The 17,196-nt window shown below is 70.3% G+C and carries 13 protein-coding genes; 8 read left to right on the top strand and 5 right to left on the bottom strand.

Translation table 11 applies throughout. The annotated features are described in order from the left end of the window. The first annotated feature begins 29 nt into the window (after window positions 1–29). The 4 genes from ACWEOI_RS02255 (at window position 30) to ACWEOI_RS02240 (ending at window position 6,817) form a co-directional block, all read left to right on the top strand. Window positions 30–3,704 (top strand): non-ribosomal peptide synthetase, encoded by a 3,675-nt coding sequence (locus tag ACWEOI_RS02255; RefSeq protein WP_452358744.1) that lies wholly within the window; start codon window positions 30–32, stop codon window positions 3,702–3,704. Between the two features lie 463 nt (window positions 3,705–4,167). Beyond that, window positions 4,168–5,049 carry an oxidoreductase gene (locus ACWEOI_RS02250; RefSeq protein WP_357282613.1) on the top strand — a complete coding sequence of 294 codons (882 nt, stop codon included), beginning with the start codon at window positions 4,168–4,170 and terminating at the stop codon, window positions 5,047–5,049. Window positions 5,050–5,090: 41 nt separating this feature from the next. Further along, on the top strand, window positions 5,091–5,453 hold the full coding sequence (locus tag ACWEOI_RS02245) for a PH domain-containing protein (protein WP_357282611.1): 363 nt from the start codon (window positions 5,091–5,093) through the stop codon (window positions 5,451–5,453). 269 nt (window positions 5,454–5,722) lie between these two features. Continuing rightward, window positions 5,723–6,817 carry a 3-deoxy-7-phosphoheptulonate synthase gene (locus ACWEOI_RS02240; RefSeq protein WP_452358743.1) on the top strand — a complete coding sequence of 365 codons (1,095 nt, stop codon included), beginning with the start codon at window positions 5,723–5,725 and terminating at the stop codon, window positions 6,815–6,817. A gap of 135 nt (window positions 6,818–6,952) precedes the next feature. On the opposite strand, the gene ACWEOI_RS02235 is transcribed toward ACWEOI_RS02240, so the two are convergent. Then, window positions 6,953–7,534: a GNAT family N-acetyltransferase gene (locus tag ACWEOI_RS02235; RefSeq protein ID WP_433670410.1), complete on the bottom strand. Its 582-nt coding sequence runs from the start codon at window positions 7,532–7,534 to the stop codon at window positions 6,953–6,955. Window positions 7,535–7,627: 93 nt separating this feature from the next. Here ACWEOI_RS02235 and sigJ point away from each other — a divergent pair, with 93 nt between their 5' ends. The 3 genes from sigJ to ACWEOI_RS02220 all read left to right on the top strand — a co-directional run bounded on the left by sigJ (window position 7,628) and on the right by ACWEOI_RS02220 (window position 10,546). After that, entirely contained in the window at window positions 7,628–8,569 is a 942-nt protein-coding gene (sigJ, locus tag ACWEOI_RS02230) for an RNA polymerase sigma factor SigJ (RefSeq protein ID WP_452358742.1), read from the top strand. 60 nt (window positions 8,570–8,629) lie between these two features. After that, window positions 8,630–9,814 (top strand): pyridoxal phosphate-dependent aminotransferase, encoded by a 1,185-nt coding sequence (locus ACWEOI_RS02225; RefSeq protein WP_452358741.1) that lies wholly within the window; start codon window positions 8,630–8,632, stop codon window positions 9,812–9,814. A gap of 87 nt (window positions 9,815–9,901) precedes the next feature. Next, a complete protein-coding gene (locus tag ACWEOI_RS02220; protein WP_452358740.1) occupies window positions 9,902–10,546 on the top strand; it encodes a LysE family translocator in 645 nt (214 codons plus the stop codon). Here ACWEOI_RS02220 and ACWEOI_RS02215 read toward each other — a convergent pair whose 3' ends face one another. The 4 genes from ACWEOI_RS02215 to ACWEOI_RS02200 all read right to left on the bottom strand — a co-directional run bounded on the left by ACWEOI_RS02215 (window position 10,547) and on the right by ACWEOI_RS02200 (window position 15,073). After that, on the bottom strand, window positions 10,547–11,923 hold the full coding sequence (locus ACWEOI_RS02215; protein ID WP_452358739.1) for a M1 family metallopeptidase: 1,377 nt from the start codon (window positions 11,921–11,923) through the stop codon (window positions 10,547–10,549). It abuts the gene before it with no gap. 92 nt (window positions 11,924–12,015) lie between these two features. Then, entirely contained in the window at window positions 12,016–12,654 is a 639-nt protein-coding gene (locus ACWEOI_RS02210) for a LysE family transporter (RefSeq protein WP_433670419.1), read from the bottom strand. 54 nt (window positions 12,655–12,708) lie between these two features. Further along, entirely contained in the window at window positions 12,709–13,377 is a 669-nt protein-coding gene (locus tag ACWEOI_RS02205) for a DUF3239 domain-containing protein (protein ID WP_433670421.1), read from the bottom strand. Between the two features lie 37 nt (window positions 13,378–13,414). Further along, a complete protein-coding gene (locus ACWEOI_RS02200) occupies window positions 13,415–15,073 on the bottom strand; it encodes a DNA repair helicase XPB (protein ID WP_433670423.1) in 1,659 nt (552 codons plus the stop codon). Between the two features lie 239 nt (window positions 15,074–15,312). Here ACWEOI_RS02200 and ACWEOI_RS02195 point away from each other — a divergent pair, with 239 nt between their 5' ends. Further along, window positions 15,313–16,875 carry an endoglycoceramidase I gene (locus tag ACWEOI_RS02195; RefSeq protein ID WP_452358738.1) on the top strand — a complete coding sequence of 521 codons (1,563 nt, stop codon included), beginning with the start codon at window positions 15,313–15,315 and terminating at the stop codon, window positions 16,873–16,875. Window positions 16,876–17,196: the final 321 nt, after the last annotated feature.

Raw genomic sequence — 17,196 nt, 5'->3', positions numbered from 1 at the left:
GATCCCGTCGAACAAGGAGTACCAGCGGAATGGAGTCACCCCAGGGGCCGTCGGCGAACATCGCCCGGGACGAGATCCGCGCCGCCATCGCGGGACACCTCGGTCTCGAACCGGCCGACATCGCCGACCACGACGACCTCATCCAGCTCGGCCTCGACTCCATCCGCACCATGAAACTCGCGGGCGCCTGGCGCAAGCGCGGTCTGGCCGTGAACTTCGCCCAGCTCGCCGCCGAGCCCACGGTCGCCGCCTGGCACGGCCTGCTGGGCGGGACCGGCGAGGAGAGCGCGGCGGAGACGAATCACGAGGCCGCGCAGACCGATTCGGCTCAGGAGCCGAGCGGCGAGCCCGCCGCGGCGGCCGATGGCCTCGCCACCGGCGTCGACGACGGCGCCCCGTTCGCGCTCGCGCCCATGCAGCACGCGTACTGGATCGGGCGGTCCGACAGCCAGCAACTCGGCGCGGTCGCCGCCCACCTCTACGTCGAATTCGACGGGGCCGGTGTCGATCCCGCCCGCTTGGGCACCGCCGTCGAGGCGCTGGTGCGGCGGCATCCGATGCTGCGCACCCGGTTCCTGCCCGACGGCACCCAGCAGACCCTGGAACGCCCCGGCCGGGACGTCTGGAGCGTCACCGACCTGCGCGACGCCACGCCCGAGGCGGCGGAACGGGCGCTGGAGGAGCTGCGGGACCGCCGGACCCACCAGCTGATGGCGGTCGAGGACGGCCAGGTCGTCGATATCGCGCTGACCCTGCTGCCGGCGGGCCGCACCCGGCTGCACCTGGACGTGGACATGCTCGCGGCCGACGCCATGAGCTACCGCATCCTGGTCGCGGACCTGGCGCGCCTGTACCACGGTGAGCAGCTGTCGCCGCAGGACTACACCTTCCGCGAGTACCTGGCCGAACACGCCGGTCCCGCACCGGAACACGCCGCCGACCGCGCGTGGTGGCAGGCCCGCCTGCCCGAGCTGCCGGGCGCGCCGGAACTGCCGCGCGCCGCCGAGACCGCGGTGGCGGAGCCGGGGGAGCGGGCGGCGCGGACCGTGCGGTTGCACCGCTGGCTGTCGCCGGAGGCCAAGGGCCGCATGTTCGCCGCGGCGCACGCCCGCGGCATCACCCCGGCCATGGCCTTGGCCTCGGTGTTCGCCGAGAGCATCGGCGGCTGGTCGGCGCAGCGCCGGTTCCTGCTGAATCTGCCGCTGTTCCACCGGGAGCCGGTGCATCCGCAGGTGGACGGCGTGGTCGGCGACTTCACCTCCTCGGTGTTGCTGGAGGTGGATGTCACCGAGCCGGCTACCGTCACCGAGCGCGCCCGGGCGCTGCAGCGCGAATTGCACGCCGCCGGGGCGCATTCCGGCTACTCCGGCCTGGAGGTGTTGCGCGATCTGGGCCGCCTGCGCGCCGAGCCGGTGCTGGCCCCGATCGTCTACACCAGCGCCATCAACCTGGGCGAACTGTTCGCCGACCAGGTCACCGACACCTTCGGCGACCCGGTCTGGATCATCTCGCAGGGTCCGCAGGTGCTGCTCGACGCGCAGGTCACCGAGGTTCGCGGCGGCCTGCTGCTGAACTGGGACGTCCGCTCCGACGCCTTCCCGCCGGCCATGGTCGAGACCATGTTCACCCGCTACATCGACGCCGTCCTGCGCCTGGCGGGCAGTGACGAGCCCGGGCCGGACGCCGATGCCGACGCCGCACCCGCCGCCGCCGGTTTCGGCGGCGCGGGGTGGGACGCCGAGGCCGCGGTGCGAATTCCCGTGGAGCAGGCGGTGGTTCGCGCCCAGGTGAACGCCACCGACGGCGCGGTCAGCGGCCGCGCCCTGCACAGCGGCCTGTTCGACAACGCCGCCGCGAACCCGGACGCTCCCGCGATCGTCTGGGAGTCCGACCGCGTCGATGTGCCGGGCGGGGTCGCCGCAACGGCGGACGGCCGCGAATCGGGCGCTGTCACAAGTGTTCTCACCTATCGCGAGCTGGCCGCGCAGGCGCTCGCGGTGGCGGGCGCGCTGCGGGCGGTGGGCGTCCGGCCGGGCGACGCGGTCGCCGTGCAGTTGCCGAAGGGCCCGGATCAGATCCTGGCTACGGTCGGCGTGCTGGCCGCCGGAGCCGTGTACGTGCCGATCGGTTTCGATCAGCCCGACCGGCGGCGCGCCGAGATCCTGCGCACCGGTGCGGTCGTCGCGGCGGTGACCGCCGGTGGCGAGGTGCCCGGGCTGCCGACCGTGGCGTTGCGCGCGGCGCGGGAGTACCCGGAGCCGTTGGCGCAGGCCGTGATCCCGGATCCGGAGGCCATCGCCTACGTGTTGTTCACCTCCGGCTCCACCGGGCGGCCGAAGGGTGTGGAGGTGCCGCACCGGGCGGCCATGAACACCATCGACGACCTGAACGAACGCTTCGGGATCGGTGTGGATGACCGGGCATTGGCCCTGTCGGCGCTCGAATTCGACCTGTCCGTCTACGACATCTTCGGTCTGCTGAGCGCCGGAGGCGCGGTGATCGCGCTGGATGAGGGACAGCGCGCGGAGCCGGGCCGCTGGGTGGAACTCATCCGCCGCCACCGGGTGTCGGTGCTGAACTGCGTCCCCAGCCTGCTGGACATGACGCTGGAGGCCGCGGCCGGGAAACCTGTGGACAGTCTGCGCATGGTGATCCTGGGCGGCGACTGGGTCGATGTGGCGCTGCCGGGCCGCCTCGCCGCGGTGGCTCCCGGCTGCCGGTTCGCGGGGCTGGGCGGGGCCACCGAGACGGCCATCCACTCCACGATCCGCGAGGTCGTGAACGCCGAGGTGCCGGCGGAGTGGTCGGCCGTCCCGTACGGCACCCCGCTGCGCAATGTGCGCTGCCGGGTGGTCGGCCCGTCCGGTCAGGACTGCCCGGACTGGGTGACGGGTGAACTGTGGATCGGCGGCGAGGGTGTGGCCGCCGGGTATCGCGGGGATCCGGAGCGCACCGCCGACCGGTTCGTCACCCATGACGGCCTGAACTGGTATCGCACCGGCGATCTGGCCCGCTACCTGCCCGACGGCTGCCTGGAATTCCTGGGCCGCGCCGACCATCAGGTCAAGATCCGCGGCTACCGGGTGGAACTCGGCGAGGTGGAGAGCGCGCTGCGCGGCCTGCCGGGCGTGCGGCACGCCATCGCCGCCGTGGTGGGCGCGGCCGCGCCGAAGCTGGCCGCCGTCCTGGTGGCCGACGACGGCGTCGCGCTGGACGTCCCGGTGCTGTTGGCGGCGGCCGCGAATCTGTTGCCCGCCTACATGATTCCGGATCGGGTGGAGACGCTCGCCGAGCTGCCCTTCACCTCGAACGGCAAACCGGACCGCAAGGCCATCGCCGGGCTGCTGGCCGAGGGCGAGCGGGCGGGCGAATTCGTCGCGCCCCGAACCGATGTCGAGCGCGCCGTGGCCGATATCATCGCGTCGGTGCTGGGCCGCGAGACCGTCGGCGTGACCGACGACTTCTTCGCCCTGGGCGGCGATTCGGTGCTGGCCACCGCGGTCATCGCCCGCGTGCGGGACTGGCTGGACTCCCCGGACACCGTGGTCGCCGACTTCTTCGCAGCCCGCACGGTCGAGGGGCTGACCACGCGGCTGCTGGAGCGGGAACGCCGCGCCGGCGCCACCGGTCGGCTCGACGGCGTGGCCCGCCTCTACCTGGAGGTGGCCGCCATGTCCGACGACGAGGTGCTCGCCCTGTCCTGAAGAGCGTGATCCCCGCGCCCTTGCCGGAGGGCGCGGGGATCCACGGCAGGTCTCTCAGTGCGCGTGCGGCCGTCCTTCAGGACGCCGAGATCGTGCAGCAGCCGGTAGCAGGACGGATCGTCGGGCAGCACCGGGTGGAACCCTTCCAGGAAGTAAGGTCGCGATCAGGTTGACGACGATCACGAGCCCGAGGCCCGGCGAAGCCACCGCCGCGCGCGGTCTCGACGGGCTCGGTGCCGATGTCGGTCACCATGTCAGCCGCAAGCCAGAATGCCCAGCAAACCCGCGAGTATCAGGGTGTCCATGGTCGCGGACGCTACCGCTCACCCAGGTCAAATGGGATTAATCGGACACGGACACGCCGCGCTCGGCCACCGCCCGGGACGGTCGGCAAATCCCGCGTCCGGGAACGGTTCACGCCGACATCGGACGTGCGCGCCTCCGCGCACCTAGACTCGACCCCGTGAGCGGCTGGGACATCTCCGACATCCCCGATCAAGCGGGCCGGACCTTCATCGTCACCGGGGCCAACAGCGGGCTGGGCGCGGCCACCGCGCGAGCGCTCGCCGGCGCGGGCGCGAAGGTGATCATGGCGTGCCGCAATGAGGTGAAGGCGAGAGCGGTGGCCGATCGGATCGGCCCGAACGCCCAGGTGCGCCGCCTGGACCTGGCCGACCTCGCCTCGGTGCACGAGTTCGCCGACTCGGTCGACGGCGCGGACGTGCTGATCAACAACGCGGGCGTGATGGCGGTGCCGCTCAAGCGCACCGCCGAGGGCTTCGAAATGCAGATCGGCACAAACCATCTCGGCCATTTCGCGCTGACCGGGCTGCTGCTGGACAAGATCCGCGACCGGGTGGTCACGCTGTCCTCGGGCATGCACGCCATCGGCCGCATCGATCTCGAGGACCTGGACTGGGAGCGGCGCAGCTATCAGCGCTGGGCCGCCTACGGCCAGTCCAAGCTCGCCAACCTGATGTTCGCGCGGGAACTGCAGCGCCGCCTGACCGCCGCCGGATCGGCGAAGCTGTCGGTGGCCGCGCACCCCGGCTATGCCGCCACCGACCTGCAGGGGCACACCGAGTCGATCTACGACACCCTGATGTCGATCGGCAACCGGCTGTTCGCGCAGAGCGCCGAGATGGGCGCGCTGCCAACGCTGTTCGCCGCCACCGCCGAGGTCGAGCCGGGCGGCTTCTACGGGCCCACCGGGCTGCGCGGCATGCGCGGCTACCCCGGGCCCAGCCCGTCCAGCGCGGCCTCCAAGGACGAGGTGACCGCGCGGCGGCTGTGGGAGCTGTCCGAGCAGCTGACCAAGGTCAGTTATCCGTTCGTGCGCCGCTGAACCGAAATCCGGGAGCATCGCTGAGCCGAAAGGCGGGGTTGGTGAGCATTCCATTCGATCGACAGGATCAACTCGACAAGATCCGGCAGGGGTTGATGCAGGGCGAGCAGATCCTCGCCGTGTACGACGCCATCGGGGTGGGCACCGGATTCCTGGGGCTCACCGACCGGCGGGTCGTCATCCAGGACAACTCGTTCGTGGGTAAGAAGATCGCGATCACGTCCATCCCCTACGCGCGGATCTCGAGCGTGAGCATCCTGACCAACAAGTCGTTCGCGGGCCAGTTCTTCTCGTCGGGGCACATCGCCATCAGCACCGGGCACCACACCTACGAGGTGGAGTTCCGCGGCGACGACAAGACGCGGCACGTGCACGACGTGATCCTGCATTACATCCTGCACTGACCCGGCGCCGTCCGGCGCCGAGATGCGCATCCCATCAGGTGGGACGCCCATCCCAGCGGCCGTGGCGTACGCCACACGCACGAAAAGGGATCTCTGGTACAGTGCCTGGCATGCAGCGTCAGTATTTCTGGTTTAGCCAGCCGGCCCCGGGTGGGTCGTGCGGCGTGACCTCGCGCTGACATCCTCCACCCCGAGCCGGACGAAATCAGACCGGCTCCTAGGGGTTTCGCAATTCTCCGTGGGTCGGCCTGGGACAAGGAAATCCACCCATGACCACCACCGCCGATCTCGACCGGCATGCCGATCTCGATGACCAGCGCACTCTCAGCGTCAGCCCGCTGAGCTCGCCGCGCGAGGTCCGTGCCGCCCACCCGATCGACGACATCCTCGCCGACACCGTGCGCGCCGGTCGCAAGGCCACCGTCGACGTGCTCAACGGCTCCGATGACCGCCTCATGGTGATCGTCGGCCCGTGTTCGGTGCACGATCCCGAAGCCGCCATGGACTACGCCCGTCGCCTGGCCGCCAAGGCCGCCGAACTGGACGACCGCCTGCACGTGGTGATGCGCGTCTACTTCGAGAAGCCGCGCACCACGCTGGGCTGGAAGGGCCTGATCAACGACCCGCACCTGGACGGCAGCTTCGACATCAACACCGGCCTGGACCTGGGTCGCCGCCTGCTGGTCGACATCACCGCGCTCGGCCTGCCGGTGGCGTGCGAGTTCCTGGACCCGATCACCCCGCAGTACATCGCCGACCTGGTCGCCTACGGCGCGATCGGCGCCCGCACGGCCGCCAGCCAGGTGCACCGGCAGCTGTCCTCGGCGCTGTCCATGCCGGTCGGCATCAAGAACGGCACCGACGGCGACGTGCAGGTCGCGGTGGACGGCGTGCGCGCCGCGGCCGCCTCGCACGTGTTCCCCGGCACCGACCTGGACGGGCGTTCGGCGCTCATCCGCACCGCCGGCAACCCGGACTGCCACGTCATCCTGCGCGGCGGCTCCAACGGCCCCAACTTCGACGCCGCCTCCTGCTCGGAAGCCCTGCTGCGCCTGGAGAAGTCGTCGCTGCCCCAGCGCCTGGTGGTGGACGCCTCGCACGGCAACTCCAACAAGGACCACAACAAGCAGGTCGACGTGGTCACCGATCTGGCCGAGCGCATCGCGGGCGGCGAGGACACCGTGGTCGGCCTGATGATGGAGTCCTTCATCGTCGCCGGTCGCCAGGACCTCACCCTCGGCAAGCCGGAGGACCTCACCTACGGCCAGTCCATCACCGACGCCTGCATCGACTGGGACACCACGGTCGCCCAGTTGGAGCGCCTCGCCGACGCGGTCGCCCAGCGCCGCGCGGCCCGCGCGTAGGTCCCCGATCCGATAGACCCGCACCCGGGCGCGGCGAGTTCGCCTCGCGCCGAACGCATCCGGCGTGCACACTGAGTTCGGCGCACACCCAGTCCGGCGGGTGTGCGCCGAACGCTTTTCGGGGGTATGGCCAGGTCAGAGGCCTGCGGGCCAGTGCGGGCTCGGGGTATCGGGATCGGTGCGCAGCCGCCCCGCCACCCAGATGTCGCGGCGGACACCGCGTTGCGTGCCGCCGCCGCGGATCAGGCCCTCGTAGTGCATGCCGATGCGGCGGGCCACGGCCGCGGACGGATGGTTTCCGGTGAAGGCCCGCCACTCCAGGCGCTCGAAGCCCAGCGTCTCGGGATCCAGTCCGGCGGCCGCGACCAGCCGCGCCGACCGGGTCATCACGCCCGCGCCGCGGGCGGTGGGGGTGAGCCAGAAGCCGATCTCGGCGGTCTCGTCGTCGCGGCGGGGGTAGAGCGGGCTCAGCCCGATCATGCCGACCACCGGGCCGTCGGCCGACCCGCGCACCGCCCAGGTGGGGCTGCGGGCGGCCCAGCCGGGGCCGACGATGTCGTAGATGAACTTCTCCGCGTCGGCGCGGTGGTAGGGGACCGGCATGGTGGTCCACGCGCCGATCGAGGGCTCCTGGCACAGGGCGGTGATGGCATCGATGTCGGAGACGGCGGGCGGCGACAACCAGACCGTGCCGTCGGAAAGGAATTCCGCGTCCATGCGGTCATGCTGTCACGGAATCGGGCATGGGCGGCCGGTAATTCGTGGTGACCGCCCGCGAGGCTGTCGGTGCCCAGCCGTAGGATCGGAGAGATGGTGGCGGTTCTCCTGGCCGACTTGTTCGAAACGCATCGGCCGCATCTGGTCTCGGTGGCCTACCGGCTCACCGGGAGCGTGAGCGACGCCGAGGACGCCGTGCAGGAGAGCTGGCTACGGCTCGCCGCGGCCCGCCAATCCGAGATCCACGACCTGCGCGCCTGGCTCACCACCGTGGTCAGCCGCCTCTGTCTGGACCGGTTGCGCAGCGCGGCGGTGCGCCGCGAAACCTATGTTGGGCAATGGCTCCCGGAACCGGTGGTCACCGCGGTGACGCCGTCCAGCACCCCCGCTCCGCTGGCCGCGGTGATGCGTAAACAGGAGTTCCGGTTCGCCGCCCTCGTGGTGCTGGACACGCTGACCCCGCCGCAGCGGGTGGCTTTCGTTCTGCACGACGGCTTCTCGGTGCCGTTCACCGAGATCGCCGACATCCTGGACGTTTCCGTGGACGCCGCGCGGCAGCTCGCCACCCGGGCCCGGAAAGCGGTGGCGGACGCGCCGGAACCGGCCGCCGACGCCGAGCACGAGGCCGCGGTGCGGGCGCTGCTGGACGCGCTGGCCAGCGGGAACGTCGACGCCGTGGTGGCGGCGCTGCATCCGGACGTGCGCACCGTCGGCGACGGCGGCGGCAAGGTGTCCACCGCGGTCAATGTGGTTGCCGGCGTGGACAAGAACGCGCGCCTGTGGCTGGGGCTGTGGCGCAGGTTCATGCTGGTCGGCGCGGGCGGCGGCCCCGGCGATCCCGCGCCCGGCCGGGAACTCGAACCGGTCCTGGTCAACGGGCAGCACGGCATCCTGGCGCACTCGATCCCGGCCCGGGACGGCAATGCGGGCAATCCGCGGCGGGTGTACGCGTTCACCGTGCGCGACGGCAAGGTGTGGGGCGTCTACGACGTGGTGAACCCGGACAAACTGAGCGGCATCCGGCTCCCGCGCTGACCTGGCTGTGCGGTGAATCACGGCCGTCGGCCGTTCTCGGCGATGGATTAGGCTCCGGACATGCCGCGTATTCCGACCGTCGCCCGTCTGCAGCCGTTCGCGTCGACGATCTTCGCCGAGATGACCGAACTGGCCGTGCGCCACGGCGCGGTCAACCTCGGCCAGGGCTTCCCGGACAGCGACGGCCCCGCGGGCATGCTCGAGGTGGCGCGGCAGGCCATAGCCGACGGCTTCAACCAGTACCCGCCCGGCCGCGGCGTGCCCGCGCTGCGGCAGGCCATCGCCGCGGACCGCGCCCGCCGCTACGGCACCCACTACGACCCCGACAGTCAGGTGCTGGTCACCGTCGGCGCCACCGAGGCGATCGCGGCGACCGTGCTCGGCCTGGTCGAACCCGGCGACGACGTGGTGCTCATCGAGCCCTACTACGACTCCTACGCGGCGGCCATCGCCTTGGCCGGAGCGCGGCGCCGCACCGCCCGGCTGGTGCCCGACGGCAACGGCTTCGCCCTCGACCTGGACAGCCTGCGCGCCGCCATCACCCCGAAAACCCGGATGCTGCTGGTGAATTCGCCGCACAATCCGACCGGCACCGTGCTCTCGCGCGCCGATCTCACCGCCATCGCCGAACTCGCCATCGAACACGACCTGTACGTCATGTCCGACGAGGCGTACGAGCACCTCTGCTACGACGGGCACGAGCACATCAGCCTGTCCACGCTGCCCGGCATGTTCGAGCGCACCATCGTGATCTCCAGCGCCGCCAAGACTTTCAGTGTCACCGGCTGGAAGATCGGCTGGGCCTGCGCGCCCGCCCCGCTGCTGGACGCGGTGCTGGCCGCCAAGCAGTTCCTCACCTTCGTCGGCGGCGGCCCCTTCCAGCCCGCCGTCGCCCACGCCCTCAACAACGAGCAGCAGTGGGTGGCCGCGCTGCGGGACACCCTCGCCGAGAAGCGACTCCGCCTCTCCGCCGCCCTGTCCGAGGCCGGTTTCGGCGTGAAGCGCAGTGACGGCACCTATTTCGTGTGCGCCGACATCACCCCGCTCGGCGCGTCCGACGCCTACGCCTTCTGCCGTGAACTGCCCGAGCGCCTCGGCGTGGCCGCGGTGCCGGTCAGTGTCTTCGCCGACGACAAGGCCGCGTGGAACCACCTGGTGCGCTTCACCTTCTGCAAGAAGGAGGAGACCATCGCCGAGGGCGTGCGCCGCCTCCGGGCCGGACACCAGGCCGAAGCGGTGCGCTGACCCGGACCCCGGTGGCCTCCGGTCGGGGGTCCAGTCGGTGGTGAGTGGCCCGCGACAGCGGACCGATGCGGCCGGAGAATCGGTCGCATGATCGAAGCGAGTGCGGTTCTGGGCGTGGCCGTCGCGGCGCTGGGGCTGGTGCTCACGCCGGGGCCGAACATGATGTACCTGGTGTCGCGGACCGTGTCGCAGGGGCGGCGGGCCGGACTCGTGTCGCTGGGCGGGGTGGCGGTCGGATTCGGGGTGTATCTGGCGGCCGCGACGGCCGGGATCACCGCGGTCTTCGCCATGGTGCCCGCGCTGTACCTGACGTTGAAGGTCGCGGGCGCGCTGTATCTGGTCCACTTGGCCTGGAAGACCTTGCGGCCGGGCGGGGCCGGACTGTTCGCGCCGACCGAGCTGCCCGCCGATCCGGCCCGGCGGCTGTTCACGATGGGGCTGGTCACCAATCTGCTCAACCCCAAGATCGCCATCCTCTACATGGCGCTGATCCCGCAGTTCGTGGTGCCGGCGCACGGGCGGGTCTGGTTGCAGAGCCTGTCGCTGGGCGCGGTGCAGATCGCCATCGCGGTCACCGTGAACGCCCTGATCGTGTTGAGCGCGGGCGCGGTCTCGACCTTCCTGGCGCGGCGGCCGCTGTGGCTGCGGGCGCAGCGGTACGTCACCGGGTCGGTGCTCGGCGGTATGGCCGCGCTGGTCCTCTCGGACCGGGCGCGGCCGGTCCCGGCCTGATCAGGCGCGCAGCGGGCCGGGGTAGAGGAACTCGTCGGACGGTCGGTCGGTGCGGTCCAGCCAGGCGGCCAGGAACCCGATCAGATCGACCGGCGAGCGCGACTGCAGGAAAGTCCGGAACTCGGGCATGGACGCGTTGCCGTACCGGTGCGCCATGACGAAATCACGGACCGCTCCGAAGAACGCGGCATCGCCCATGGTCCGGCGCAGGGCGTGCAGGAAGAGTGGACCCCGGTAGTAGACCGCGGTGAATTCGTTGTCCTTGCCCGGGTTCTGGAGCGCGATCTCCCAGAACTTCGGATCGTCATGGTATTTCGCGACGGTGTCGCGGTACTCGGCGTCGACGTCCTTGCCGTCCTTGCGTTCCGGCCACAGGTAGTCGGCGGTATAGCTGGCGAAGCACTCGTTCAGGCAGATGTCGGACCACTGCTTCACCGACATGGAATCGCCCCACCACTGGTGGGCGATCTCGTGCACCACGGTGCTCAGATCGGTCCAGGGCGCGTAGATCGGGCGAGACTGCGTCTCCAGCGAGAACTGGAGTCCGGTGTCGACGTAGAGGCCGCCCGCGGTGTCGAACGGGTACGGGCCGTACAGCTCCTCCTGGAAGTCCAGGATCTCGGGCAGCCGCGTCTCCAGGTCCCGGCCCTTGCCCGCGCTCGGCGCGAAGGCGCTCAGCAGCGGAGTTCCATTGGCGCGCCGCTGGTCCAGGAATTCGAACCGGTCGACGGCGACCGTGGTCAGGTAGCCGACCACCGGCTGACGCATCTCCCAGGACACGGTCCGGTTCGCGCCCTGCACGGTGTCGGACACCTTGTCGCCGATCGACATCACCTCCCACTCCTGCGGCACCGTGGCGTGCAGGGTGAAGGTCGCCTTGTCCAGGGGCGTGTCGTTGAGCGGGTACCAGCTGCTCGCCGAATGCGGTTCACCCGCTACGAACGCGCCGCCGCTGGGCGAGAACACCCAGCCCTCGCCCTCGGTGCCGGTCACCTCGCCCGCGTACTCCACCCGCACGGTGAACGGCAGGCCCGGGAGCAGCGGGATCAGTGGGGTGACGGACAGTTCGTGCTCGCCGTTGCGGTCGAACCAGGCGGGCAGGTTGTTGACGGTCACCTTGGACACCGCCGGGCCGCTGTAGTCCAGGTTGAACACCCGCAGCGCCTGGGTCGCCACCGCGTCGACGCGGGTGTCCCCGGTCAGCTGATGCGTCGGCGGGTCATAGGAGATGGTGACGTCGTAGTGGCCGACGTCGTAGCCGCCGTTGCCGTCCAGCGGGTAGTACGGATCGCCCGCGCCGGGCGCGCCCGTGAACGGGTCGCTCGAATCCGCCTGCGCGGGAGCCGCGTTCGCGCCGAGCAGCAGTACCGCCCCCACTGTCAGGTACCGCCAGTTCCGAAGCATCCGCTCCAGCCGCCCTTTCCACACACCTACGAGTGCCGACGAGCTGATGCTAATCGGCTCCGGACTCAGCTACCGCTGCCCGACACGGCCACGCTCGCCCCCAGGCCGATGATCATCACCCCGCCCGCGCCGCCGACCGCCTCCAGCCGCTTCGGCGAGCGCGCGAACCATTCCCGCGCCGAACCGGCCGCCAGCGCCCACACCGAGTCGGAGACCAGCGCGACGGCGATGAACACCAGCCCGAGGATCAGCATCTGCACCGGGACCGGGCCGGCGTGCGGGGCCACGAACTGCGGCAGCACGGCGGAGAAGAAGATGATCGCCTTCGGATTGGTGACGCCCACCAGCATCGACTGCCGCAGCGCACGGCCGGTGCCGACCGGCTCGGCCCGCGCCTGGAACGCCTCCCGCAGCGCGCGGCGATCCCGGATCGCCTGCACCCCGAGGTAGATGAGATAGAGCGCGCCCGCGAACTTCACGATCGCCAGCGCGATCGCGGACGCGGCCAGCAGCGTGCCCAGACCGGCCGCGACCAGCACCATGACGCCGAGGACGCCCAGGGAATGGCCGAGCACGGACAGCAGCGCGGCCCGCCGCCCGTAGGACAGCGCCCGGCCGATGACGAAAAGCACTCCGGGGCCGGGGATTACGATCAGCGCGACGGCCGCGATCAGAAACGCCACCAGATTCGTGACGGGAACCATCACCCCATCCTACGAAGCGGCGCAAGCGAAAAACGCGGGTTCGGAGCGGATCGCTCAGCCGCGCAACTCCTCCGGCAGCTGCTGCGGGTCCAGCAGCAGGCGCTTGGCGTCCGCGCCGCGCACCTTGATGGCCAGATCCAGATTGTCGGTGAGCAGCTTCCACTCGACCTCGTGGATGGCCTCGCGGGCGCGTTCGATGATGTTCAGGTCCCGGGTGCCCCAGGCGATGGGCATGGCGCTCACCGACTGCCACAGGTCGCCGACCGGGCCGGGGGCGCGGTCCACGCGCACGGTCACCGCGGGCACCCGTTCCCCGGTGCGGGCCCGGTGCCCGGGTAGGGAGCGGACCGTGCGGGTCACCAGGGCGTAGCGGGGGCCGGGGGTGTTCGGCTTGGCCAGATCGACCAGGGCCAGCAGGGTGGCCCCGTTCCCGTGGGTCTCCGACACCACCGCGGGCACCAGGTCGCCCGCGGCGTAGAGCTTGTCCACCCGGCCGCGATGCGGCATCCAGTATCCGATGAACAGCGCGGTCACCGCGGCGGCCAGGAAGGCCACCGCCAGCAGCCAGGACCACGGGTGGTTCACCCAGATCAGGAACGCGGTGCCCAGTCCCAGCGCGGCGGCGGCCGTGTATGCCCAGATGCGGAGTCGCCGCAGGTACGCCACCACCTCGTTGACCGCCCGAGCATGGTCACGGTCCACCGCGAATTCGAAGCGCCGCACGTACGTCCCTCCCGCCTTATGGAGGCTCTTCCTCCACTTATCCTATCGTCGGACCCAGCAGGTCGTCCGCATCGGTGATGCGATAGGCATACCCCTGCTCGGCCAGGAAACGCTGCCGGTGCGCGGCATACTCGGCGTCCAGCGTGTCACGTGCGACCACGGAATAGAAGTGAGCCTGGCCCCCGTCGTGTTTCGGCCGCAACAGCCGCCCGAGCCGCTGCGCCTCCTCCTGCCGCGACCCGAAGGTGCCCGAAACCTGCACCGCCACCGAGGCTTCCGGCAGGTCGATGGAGAAGTTGGCCACCTTCGACACCACCAGCACCGGGATCTCGCCGCGACGGAAGGCGTCGAACAGCTCCTCGCGCTCCTTGGTGCGGGTGGAACCCTGGATGACCGGGGCGTTCAGGTGTTCGCCCAGCTCGTCCAGCTGATCCAGGTAGGCCCCGATCACCAGGCTCGGCGCGTCCTTGTGCCGGGCCAGGATCGACTCCACCACCGGCAGTTTGGTGCGCGCGGTGGAGCACAGCTTGTAGCGCTCCTCCGGCTCGGCGGTGGCGTAGGCCATGCGCTCGGCATCGGTCAGGGTGACCCGCACCTCGACGCAGTCCGCGGGCGCGATCCAGCCCTGCGACTCGATGTCCTTCCACGGTGCGTCGTAGCGTTTCGGGCCGATCAGCGAGAACACGTCGCCCTCGCGGCCGTCCTCGCGCACCAGGGTGGCGGTCAGCCCGAGCCGGCGGCGCGACTGCAGATCGGCGGTCATCCGGAAGACCGGGGCGGGCAGCAGGTGTACCTCGTCGTAGATGACCAGGCCCCAGTCGCGGCTGTCGAACAGCTCGAGGTGGCGATACTCGCCCTTGGTCTTGCGCGTGATCACCTGATAGGTGGCGATGGTGACCGGACGGATCTCCTTGCGCTCCCCGGAGTACTCGCCGATCTCGTCCTCGGTCAGCGAGGTGCGGGCCAGCAGCTCGCGCCGCCACTGCCGCCCGGCCACGGTATTGGTGACCAGGATCAGCGTGGTGGCCTTGGCCTTCGCCATCGCCGCCGCGCCCACCATGGTCTTGCCCGCGCCACACGGCAGCACCACCACACCGGAGCCGCCCGCCCAGAACGACTCCGCGGCCAGTTCCTGATAGTCGCGCAGATGCCAGTCGCTGGACTGGTAGTCCAGGTCGATCTGGTGCGCCTCGCCGTCGACGTAGCCGGCCAGGTCCTCGGCGGGCCAGCCGACCTTGAGCAGCATCTGCTTGATGCGGCCGCGCTCGGACGGATGCACGATCACCGTGTCGTCGTCGATGCGCGCGCCCAGCATCGGCTGGATCTTCTTGTGCCGCAGGATTTCCTCCAGCACCGCGCGATCCAGGCTGACCAGGACCAGCCCGTGCGCCGGGTGCTTCATCAACTGCAGCCGCCCGTAGCGGGCCATGGTGTCGACGATGTCGACCAGCAGCGGCTGCGGCACCGCGTACCGGCTGAAGTTGACCAGTGCGTCGACCACCTGCTCGGCGTCGTGCCCGGCGGCCCGCGCGTTCCACAGCGCGAGCGGCGTCACCCGATAGGTGTGCACGTGCTCGGGCGCGCGTTCGAGCTCCGCGAACGGCGCGATGGCCTGCCGCGCCGCGCCGGCCGACTCATGATCGACCTCCAGCAGCAGCGTTTTGTCACTCTGCACGATGAGTGGACCGTCGGTCACGAACACCTCCTGGCTTGATCCGGGCCCGAACGGGCCTTGACCATTCTCCAGGAAGACACCGACAAAGCCACGTGACCTGCGTCCCGTGCCCGGATCGGTGGTCGAGCATGCCCCTGACCGGGCCCATCCGTCGCGCCGGATTCGGTGAAAACGGTCAAGCCCAGACTTCTGGTGGCTACGATCACTCGAAAATTGGACGCTTGTCCATTTGGACGTTTGACCTGAGGGAACCGAAAAGAATGCAGAGACGCTGGACGCGCGGGCTCCTGGCCGCCGCCATCGCGGGCGGGATGATGGCCTCCGCGGTCGTCGCGGACGCCGCGCCCACCGCCGCCTCGATCGGGCGGATCCACACCGACGGCTCGCGCTTCGTGGACGACAGCGGCCGGGTCGTGCTGCTGCACGGGGTCAACAATGTCGACAAGGAACCGCCCTTCCTCCAGGCGGGGGACGGGCTCACCGTCACCGAGGACGACGCGGCGCTGCTCGCCCGCCACGGCTTCAACACCGTCCGGCTGGGCGTGTCCTTCGACGGGCTGATGCCGACCCAGGGCGTCGTCGACACCGCGTACCTGGATCGGGTCGCGGGCATCGTGGACACCCTGGCGGAGTACGGGATCCACACCGTGCTCGACAACCACCAGGACGGTTTGTCGAAGGTGTGGGGCGGCAACGGTTTTCCGGAGTGGTCCCTCCACGCCCGCCCGGGAGCGGGTGAGCCCAATCTCGGCTTCCCCCTCTACTATCTGATGCCCAGCATGAACGCGGGCTGGGACGAGGTGTGGAACAACTCCTACGGCGCCCTCGACTACCTCGGCCAGGCGCTCGGCGCGCTCGCCGCGAAGATGAGCGGCCATCCCGGCGCGATGGGCATCGAACTGCTCAACGAGCCGTGGCCGGGGAGCGCGTTCCTGTCCTGCTTCCCGAACGGCTGCCCGGGCTTCGACGTGAAATACCAAGCGGCCATGCAGAAGCTGACCGACGCGGTGCGCGGGAGCAATGGCGACCTCATGGTGCTGTGGGAGCCCAACGTCACCTGGAACGAGACCATGCCCAGCAACCTGGGCAAGAATCCGCCGATCAGCGCGCCGAACATCGCGTTCGCGCCGCACGACTACTGCATGCCCAGCCAGATGGCCATCTACATGGGCCTGCCCACCTTCCTGCGCGGTCTGTGCCCGCTGCAGCAGGACAAGACCTGGGGCAATATCGACGCCCTCACCGCACGCACCCAATTGCCCACGCTGGTCACCGAATTCGGCGACGGGGACGCGACGGTGCTGCGCAATACCCTGGTCCGCGCGGACGAGCGGTTCGCGAGCTGGCAGTACTGGCACTACTCCTCGCGCTTCGGGGCGGGCGGTCCGAAGCCGGATCCGTTCCTCGGGGACGTCGGCAAGCAGCTGGTGCGCACCTATCCGCGGGCGACCGCGGGCACGCCCGGGCGGATGATCTTCGATCCGGACACCGGTGACTTCGCCTACCGCTACACCCCGCGCGCGGGAACCACGGAGATCTACGCGTCGGACGTCCACTATCCGGACGGCTACACGGTGCGGGTCGAGGGCGGCCACGTGACCTCAGCGCCGGGTGCGCGGGTGGTGACGGTGGAGGCCGACGCGTCGACCGCGGTGACCGTGTACATCAACCGTCCGGGGTCGAAGGGCGCGACCGTGCCCACCGGTCCGATCGGGACGGGTTCGGCCAGTGGGTCGGCGAGCGGTTCGGCGGGCAGCGGCTCGGCGAGCGGCTCCGCGGATTCCGGGTCGGGCAGCGGATCGGGCTCCGGTTCGGCACAATGATGCGCGAAAGCTATTGCCCCGCTTGTGTAACGAGTGGGGCACGGATATCGACACACGGCAAAGGGGCGCTGTTGGTCACGCGCCCAGTTTTGTCGATCGAGAGGTAACCCATGTTGTATTTCGGCCTGCCGATGCTCAGCACCCTGCCCACCCTGCTCGTGAACCTCTCGTGGCTGGGTATGCGCGGATTGTCCATGCTGCCGCACTGAGTCGCGGGCACTGATCGGTGATGCCGTCCGGATATAACCCGGCGTCGGATGCGGGTCCGGGCGGCACACAGGTATTCTCACCGCGTTCACAGCAGTGAACGGTTCGGTGAGA

This window comes from Nocardia sp. NPDC004340 (genome assembly GCF_053602575.1).
The sequence above is the reverse complement of the archived record's forward strand: the minus strand, read 5'-3'. Positions and strand labels throughout refer to the sequence as shown.

Excerpts from the sequence above, each read along its gene's own strand:
- ACWEOI_RS02255 (WP_452358744.1), top strand. The coding sequence starts at position 30 with ATGGAGTCACCCCAGGGGCCGTCGGCGAACATCGCCCGGGACGAGATC.
- ACWEOI_RS02240 (WP_452358743.1), top strand. The coding sequence starts at position 5,723 with ATGACCACCACCGCCGATCTCGACCGGCATGCCGATCTCGATGACCAG.
- ACWEOI_RS02235 (WP_433670410.1), bottom strand. The coding sequence starts at position 7,534 with ATGGACGCGGAATTCCTTTCCGACGGCACGGTCTGGTTGTCGCCGCCC.
- sigJ (WP_452358742.1), top strand. The coding sequence starts at position 7,628 with ATGGTGGCGGTTCTCCTGGCCGACTTGTTCGAAACGCATCGGCCGCAT.
- ACWEOI_RS02225 (WP_452358741.1), top strand. The coding sequence starts at position 8,630 with ATGCCGCGTATTCCGACCGTCGCCCGTCTGCAGCCGTTCGCGTCGACG.
- ACWEOI_RS02220 (WP_452358740.1), top strand. The coding sequence starts at position 9,902 with ATGATCGAAGCGAGTGCGGTTCTGGGCGTGGCCGTCGCGGCGCTGGGG.
- ACWEOI_RS02210 (WP_433670419.1), bottom strand. The coding sequence starts at position 12,654 with ATGGTTCCCGTCACGAATCTGGTGGCGTTTCTGATCGCGGCCGTCGCG.
- ACWEOI_RS02195 (WP_452358738.1), top strand. The coding sequence starts at position 15,313 with ATGCAGAGACGCTGGACGCGCGGGCTCCTGGCCGCCGCCATCGCGGGC.